At 75.6% G+C, this 7,326-nt stretch carries 6 protein-coding genes; 2 read left to right on the forward strand and 4 right to left on the reverse strand.

The genetic code is table 11. The features are described from left to right. Positions 1-251: 251 nt before the first annotated feature. Together E0F75_RS22160 and E0F75_RS22165 are read left to right on the forward strand one after the other, a co-directional pair. Positions 252-2,180: a TrkA family potassium uptake protein gene (locus tag E0F75_RS22160; protein WP_187624389.1), complete on the forward strand. Its 1,929-nt coding sequence runs from the start codon at positions 252-254 to the stop codon at positions 2,178-2,180. Between the two features lie 264 nt (positions 2,181-2,444). Further along, the gene (locus E0F75_RS22165) at positions 2,445-3,647 is read left to right on the forward strand and encodes a cytochrome P450 (protein WP_187624390.1); all 1,203 of its coding nucleotides are present in this window, start codon (positions 2,445-2,447) and stop codon (positions 3,645-3,647) included. Between the two features lie 71 nt (positions 3,648-3,718). Here E0F75_RS22165 and E0F75_RS22170 read toward each other — a convergent pair whose 3' ends face one another. The 4 genes from E0F75_RS22170 to E0F75_RS22185 form a co-directional block, all read right to left on the reverse strand. Further along, on the reverse strand, positions 3,719-3,970 hold the full coding sequence (locus E0F75_RS22170; protein ID WP_187624286.1) for a hypothetical protein: 252 nt from the start codon (positions 3,968-3,970) through the stop codon (positions 3,719-3,721). A gap of 62 nt (positions 3,971-4,032) precedes the next feature. Continuing rightward, positions 4,033-4,509, reverse strand: a complete 477-nt coding sequence (locus tag E0F75_RS22175) for an NUDIX domain-containing protein (protein ID WP_187624287.1) — start codon at positions 4,507-4,509, stop codon at positions 4,033-4,035. A gap of 37 nt (positions 4,510-4,546) precedes the next feature. Continuing rightward, complete coding sequence (locus tag E0F75_RS22180) at positions 4,547-5,779, reverse strand: FAD-dependent oxidoreductase (protein WP_187624288.1); 1,233 nt, start codon at positions 5,777-5,779, stop codon at positions 4,547-4,549. Between the two features lie 40 nt (positions 5,780-5,819). Continuing rightward, complete coding sequence (locus tag E0F75_RS22185; RefSeq protein WP_187624391.1) at positions 5,820-7,247, reverse strand: FAD-dependent oxidoreductase; 1,428 nt, start codon at positions 7,245-7,247, stop codon at positions 5,820-5,822. Positions 7,248-7,326 lie beyond the last annotated feature (79 nt).

The following is a 7,326-nucleotide window of genomic DNA, read 5'->3' on the forward strand; positions in this document are numbered from 1 at the left end:
TCGTGAGCCCGCCCGGGTGGTGACGCCCTCCCCGGCCCGCTGTCGGTGGCGCAGGGCATGCTTGTGACGTGCCCTCACACCCATACCAGAGCAACGGCGTTCCGGCCGAGAGCGCCGGAGTGCCTCCCGCCGAACCGGCCTCCCGGTCCGTTCCGGGCCCCGCCAGGTCCTCGGGGACCTCCGGCGGCGGTCCCTTCGGCGCGCCCGCCTTCCGCACCGAGCGGCAGCCGCGTCAGGCCGCCACCGGGCACATGATCGTCTGCGGGGACGACGCCCTCGCCCACCGTCTCGCGGGCGAGCTGCACGAGGTGTACGGGGAGCAGGTCACCCTCCTCGTGCCGGTACGGCCCGACGCGCCGCGCACGCCCACCGCCCGCACCGGCCGGGCGCTGGCCCTCTTCGGACGCGTCACGGCCGCCGTCATCCGCACCACGGGCACCACCGCTCCTGCCGGCGCTCCCGGCACCGCCGTCCCGGCCGCGCCGGCGGCTTCCGGCACGGACGGCGGTGAACCCACCGGCACCCTGCGCGTCGTCGAGTCCGCCGACGCCGACGACCGGGCCCTGACGGACGCCGGTGTGGAGCGGGCCGCCGCGCTCGCCCTCGTCCACGAGGACGACGAGACCAACATCCGGGCCGCGCTCACCGCCCGCCGTCTCAACCCCCGGCTGCGCCTCGTCATCCGGCTCTACAACCGCAAGCTCGGCCTGCACCTGGAAACCCTCCTCGACCAGGCCGCCGCCGTCGCCGAACCGGGCCTCGACCCCGACAAGCCGGCCGCCGCCACCACCGTCCTCTCGGACGTCGACACCGCCGCCCCAGGCCTCGCCGCGGCCGCGGTCGCGGGCACGAGCAAGGTGGTCCAGGCCGGCGGACTGCTCCTGCACGCCGTGGAGCGGCTGCCCGCCGCCGGCGAGGCCCCCGACCCGGGTCTGTGCACCCTGGCTCTGCTCTCGGCCACGGCCGGCGACCCGGCGGGCTGTGAGGGCTCCGAGCGGAGTGGCGACGCGGGCCCCCGACTGCTGCCGGACGACCGCACGGTGGCCGCCGCCACCGGCCGAGCCGCCGTCACCCTCGAAGCGGTCACCGCGGCGGGCCCCGCCCTGGCGTCCGCCCGGCTCGCCGCCTCCGCGCTGCCCGTCGCCTCGCTCTTCTCGCGCCGGCTGCGCTGGTCCCTGGCCGGGGCGGCCGCCGCCGTCCTCGCACTCGCCCTGGCCTCCACCTTCACCACCGGCGACCACCCGCTGCACGCCGCCTATCTGACGCTGCTCGACATCTTCGCCATCGGCGACCCGGCGGTGGGGGAGTCGACCAGCCGCCAGGTCCTCCAGATCTGCGCCGGGTTCGTCGGACTGCTCCTGCTGCCGGTCATCGTCGCCGCCCTCATCGAGGGCCTCGGCACCTTCCGTACGGCGACCACCCTGCGTCGGCCGCCGCGCGGACTCTCCGGCCATGTCGTCCTCCTCGGCCTCGGCAAGGTCGGCACCCGCGTCCTCGCCCGGCTCCGCCGGCTGAACATCCCCGTGGTCTGCGTCGAGTCCGACCCGGAGGCCCGGGGCGTCGCCGTCGCCAGACGGCTGCGCGTCCCCACCGTCATCGGCGACGTCACGGAGGAGGGCGTCCTGGAGGCCGCCCGCATCGACCGCGCCCACGCCCTGCTCGCCCTGACCAGCGTCGACATCACCAACCTGGAAGCGGCACTCTCCGCCCGCGCCGTCAGCCCCGACCTGAGAGTCGTCCTGCGCCTGTACGACGACGACTTCGCCACGGCCGTCTTCCGTACGCTCCGTACGGCCCACCCGGCGGCCCTCACCCGGAGCCGCAGCGTCTCCTACCTCGCCGCACCCGCCTTCGCGGGCGCCATGCTGGGCCGACAGGTGCTCGGCGCCGTACCGGTCGAGCGCCGGGTCCTCCTCTTCGCCGCGGTGGACGTCGCGGCCCACCCGCTCCTGGACGGCCTGACCGTGGCCGAGGCCTTCCACCCGGGCAAGTGGCGCGTCATCGCCATGGACGGCGGCGGCGCGAGATCCGGTACGGGCCAGGCCTGGCGCCTGGACCCCGACCGCGTCCTGAAACCGGACGACCGGGTCGTCGTGGCGGCAACCCGCCGAGGCCTGGCCGAACTCCTGGGCCGAGGCCCCCATGCGGTGGTCAACTGCCCACGAACGGACCAGGATTGACCGTAGGCTCGGCCCGCAAGCACCGCCCGGACCCCGCGCCCGGTCAGCGGGCACACGGGACGGCGTCCTGGCGTGCGCCCATGCCCCTTGCCCCACCCAGACCCGAACCGCTCTGGCCCCTCCCGCACCACAAGGGCCCCCCGCACCCCGGGGTCCCGCACCGCCCTGGTCCCGCCCCCCGAAGGCCCGCAGTCAGGAGCTTCCACAGTGGACACACCGCCAGTGAACGCCCCGCACGACACCACCCCCCGCCCGCCCCACCGCATGGACCCCTCCGGAGGCTGCCCCCACGCGCACAACGCCCGCCTCCTTGCCGAGGGCGCCGTCACCCCGGTGGTGCTCCCCGGCGAGATCGACGGGATGGCGGTCCTCGGCCACGACGCCCTCCGGGACTTCCTCTCCCACCCCGACGTAGCCAAGGGCCCCCAGCACTTCACCGCACTCGCCGAGGGCCGGATACCCGACGGCTGGCCCCTGCGGACCTTCGCCACGGTGCCCGGCATGATCACCGCGGACGGCGCCGACCACCGCCGCCTCCGCGCCCTGGTGAGCAGCGCCTTCACCACCCGCCGGGTGGAGGAACTCCGCCCGCGGGTCGAGGCGGTCACCGCCGGGCTCCTCGACGGGCTCGCAGAGGCGGCCAGGACCGGCGCCGGCGTCGCCGACCTGCGCCGTCACTACGCGCTTCCGCTGCCGCTCGGCGTCATCTGCGAACTGCTCGGCGTCGACGCCGCCCACCAGGACCGGCTGCACCATCTCTCCAGCCTGGTCGTCGCGACCGACACCACGCCCGCGCAGGCCGTCGCTGCCAACCGCGAACTCGTCGAACTCCTCGCCTCCATCGCCGCCGACAAGGCCGCCCCCGGCGACGACCTCACGAGCGCGCTCATCGCGGCCCGGGACGAGGACGGCGACCGACTCGACCAGGCCGAGTTGATCGGCACCCTGCTCCTGCTGATCGTCGCTGGCCACGAGACCACCCTGAACCTGCTCACCAACGCGGTCCGGGCGCTCTGCACCCACCGCGACCAGCTCGCCCTGGTCGCCGAGGGCCGCGCGACCTGGGCGGACGTGGTGGAGGAGACCCTCCGCTGGGACAGCCCGGTCAGCTACTTCCCGTTCCGCTATCCGACCCGCGACCTCACGGTCGACGGCACCCTCATCCCGCGGGGCACGCCCGTTCTGGCCGGGTACTCGGCGGCGGGCCGGGACACCAAGGCCCACGGCCCGGACGCCGACCGCTTCGACCTGACCCGAACGGCGCCGGTGAAGCACCTGTCGCTCGGCCACGGCCCCCACTACTGCCTGGGCGCCCCGCTCGCCCGGATGGAGGCCACCATCGCCCTGGAGGCGCTCTTCACCCGCTTCCCGGAGCTGGACCTGGCTGTCCCGGAGTCGGAGCTGCCCCGCCACGCCGGTTTCGTCGGCAACAGCGTCAGGACGCTCCCGGTCCGGCCGGGCGGCTGACGGCCCCCGAGCCGTGCGGGGGCGGGGCGGCCCGCCCCCTCACCCGGCTCCCTGCGGACCTGGCCCCCTCCTCAACCGGTACGCCCCCAGGCGGTCGCGGGGGAGGTGCGCAGGGACGAGACGAGCCGCAGGAGCCGGGCCTCGTTCCCCACGAGGCCGGCCGCGCGGAGCGCCTCGTCCGCCTCGGCCATCGGATGGGTGAGCATCACCCCCGCGTACGGGGCGAGCTGTGGATCGGTCAGCACGGCCTGCGTGGATTCGAGCAACCGCAGGTACGCCTGGGCGGCCGCGCGCTCGTTGGCGGTGATCGTGGTCGTGGTCATGTCGGGCTCCCTCTCGACAGTTCGGCGCTCACCACCCTCTCGTACGGGTCTGACAATCGCCCTCAGCCCCGCCCGTCGAGCCGCTCCACCAGCCGTTCCAGGAAGACCCGCTGACCCTCCACGAGCAGCGGTGCCGCCGTCTCCGGGGCGAACCAGCCCACCCGGTCGATCTCCGGGAACTCCCCCTGGACGCCGGAGCGCGGCGGCCATTCCATGGTGAAGGTGCCCGGCACGATCGCGCCCGGGTCGAGCGTCCCTTCGACGGCCCAGATGGTGACGAGCTTTCCGTTGCGCTGCCGGGACTCGCCGAGGTCCAGCCACTCCCCCTCGGGCGCCGGAAGCCCAAGCTCCTCCAGGAACTCGCGGCTCGCCGCCGCCTCCGGGGCCTCGTCCGGCTCGTACTCCCCCTTGGGGATCGACCAGGCCGACTGCTCGCGGGACGCCCAGAAGGGCCCGCCCATATGACCGATGAGTACCTCGACGCCACCGTCCGTCGTACGGCGGAAGACGAGAAGGCCCGCACTGCGTTTGTCAGACATGCGGGCCAGTCTGGCCGAAGGTCCCCCGCCGCACACGTCACTCCTCGGCGCCGACCACCACCGGTCCGCCGCCGAGGTCCACCCGGTCCGCCCACCGCGCCGGCAACCGCACCGAACGCCAAGGAACGAGCGAGCCGCTCAGCCGCATCCGCCGCAGCGGGACGCCGTCCTGGGTGACGGTCAGGACCGGGCGTACGAGCCGGCGCTCCGGACGTACGAGCAGAGGCGTGGCCACCGGGCCGAGCAGACCGGGCGTCACCCACCGAAGCGGCCCCGCCGATCCCGCCGATCCCGCCGGCACTCCCACCGGCACTCCGCCCTCCGGCCAGGACCCTCCTTCGAGCAGGTCGATCACGGCCGTCGCCACCGCGCGCCCTTCGGCGGCGGCCACCGCCGCCGGCTCCCCGCCGCGCAGGAGGTTGCCGACCGCGAAGACCCCGGGTGCGGCGGTGCGGAAGGCGCCGTCCGTCGCGGGTCCCCGCGTGCCGGGGGCGAGCGGCAGCCCGCCGGCGCGGGCGAGTTCGTGGTCCGGGATCCAGTCCCCGGTGAAGACCACGGTGTCGCACCGCAGTGTGTGCCGCGTGGCACCGTCCGCCCCGCCCCGGACCGAGACCCCGGTCAGCCGCCCGCGGCCGAGAAGCTCCGACACGACCGCGCCGCCGAGCACCGGAACAGCCCCGAACGCCACCCTTCTCGCCGGGTGTTCGCAGACGACGGCCACCACCTCGACCCCGGCGGCGCGCAGCGTCCGCACGGCGTTGCGGGTCACGGGATCGCCACCGACGACGACCGCCCGCCGCCCGATGTGCCCCGGCCGCGCCCCGAACCGGAGGACCAGCCGCTGGAGCTCGCCCGTGGTCAGGACCCCGGCGGGCCGCGACCCCGGGACGAGCCGTGCGCTGCGGGGGCGTTCGCGGGCGCCGGTGGCCAGGACGACCGCGCGGGTCCGGATGCGTTCGAGCCCCGTCGGCGCGGTGACGTCGAGCGTGAGCGGCCCCGCCCAGCCGGTGGCGGACACGCCCGTACGGACGGTGGCCCCGGCGCGCAGGGCCGCGCGCACCGAGCGGCGTGCGTAGCCCGGACCGTCCAGCGGGCGCCCCCGGGCGTCCGCGCCGAATCCCGGACGGGCGCAGTGCCGGGGGACCCCGCCGGCGGCCTGCTCCCGCTCCAGGACCTCGACGCGCCCCGCACCCGCCGCGGCGAGGCGCTCGGCCGCGGCGAGACCGGCGGGTCCGGCGCCGACCACGAGCACGTCGACCGTGCGGTTCACCGGGCCCCTCCTCGTACGCGAACGACCGCGCCCGTACGGCTCACCGGGTCCCCTCCCGGTGCTCCGCGTGCTCCTCGAACAACGCCCGTACCTCGGCGCCGCAGTGGTTCCCCTGGCAGCGGCCCCCACGCGCGCGCGTGCGGCGGCGCAGTCCGTCGAGGCCGCCCGGCGGGATCGTCGACGTGAGCGCGGCCCGGATCTCGCCCCGGGTGACCCGCTCGCAGTGACAGACGATCGCACCGAAGTCCGGGTCCCGGGCGATGAGCCGGGCGTCCCGGTACGGGCGGGGGAAGGCCTCGCCGAGGTTCGGCATCCGGAGCCGGGCGAGGGGCCGCTCGGGCCCGAGGCCGAGCCCGCAGTCGGCGAGCAGCCCGCGGACGTGCTCGGCGACGGCCAGGGAGGCGGTGAGCCCGGTGGACCGGATTCCGCCCACCGTCACGTACCGGAGACCCGGATGTGCGGCGATCCGGTAGTCCTCCTGCCCGGTGGCGGCCCGCAGCCCGGCGTAGACGGCGGTGACCTCCTCGTCGAGCAGCGCCGGGAGGATCCGGCCGCCCTGCTCGCGGAGTCCCGCGAGCCCCTCCGCCGTCGTGCCGGTGGCGGTCTTGTCGTCCAGGTCCTCGGCGGTGGGCCCGAGCATGACGTTCCCGTACACCGTCGGCGCGATCAGCACGCCCTTGCCGAGCGGGCCCGGCACGGGGAGCAGGATGTGCCGCACCAGGTCGCGCGCGAACTTGTCGAAGACGAGCAGCTGCCCCCGGCGCGGGGTGACGGTGAAGTCCGCGCGGCCGACCAGCGCGTCGAAGGCGTCGGCGTGGAGACCGCAGGCGTTGACGAGATGCCGGGTCCGCAGCACCCCGCGCCGGGTGACGAGCCGGTGGTACGGATCGCCCGGACGGACCTTCTCGACCCGGCAGTCGAGGTGCAGGTCGACGCCTGAGCGGACGGCCTGGGTGGCGTAGGCGAGGGTGGTCGTCCACGGGCAGATGACCGACTCGCCCGGCACTTCGAGTGCGGCGAGCGCGCCGGGGCCCAAGTGCGGTTCACGTGCACGGAGTTCGGAGACGGTGAGCAGACCGGTCGTGCGGTGTCCGTTGCGCTCGGCCTTCTCCGCGAGGCGGGGGAGGGCGGCCTGCTGCTGCTCGTCCCAGGCGACGAGCAGGGCGCCGATCGGCTCCACGGGGATGCCGGTCTCCTGGGCGTACGAGGAGAGGAGTCGGTATCCCTCGCGGACGAGCTTCGCCTCCAGCGTGCCCGGCAGAGCGTCGAAACCGGTGTGCAGGATGGCGGTGTTGGCCTTCGACGTACCGTCGCCGACGTCGTTCGCGGCCTCCACGAGGGCGACCCGCAGGGGGTGTCGGGCCAGCGTCCGGGCGATCGCGGATCCGACGACCCCGGCGCCGACGACCACGACGTCGTACGTCGCGTCGGAGCCCGCGGGGAGGGGGCCTGAACGGGTGACACTCATGAGGAGCCGGAGCCGGAGCCGGAGCCGGAGCCGGAGCCGGAGCCGGAGCCGGAGCCGGAGCCGGAGCCGGAGCCGGAGC

It is taken from the genome of Streptomyces sp. CB02980 (assembly GCF_014451325.2).
Lineage (GTDB): Bacteria > Actinomycetota > Actinomycetes > Streptomycetales > Streptomycetaceae > Streptomyces.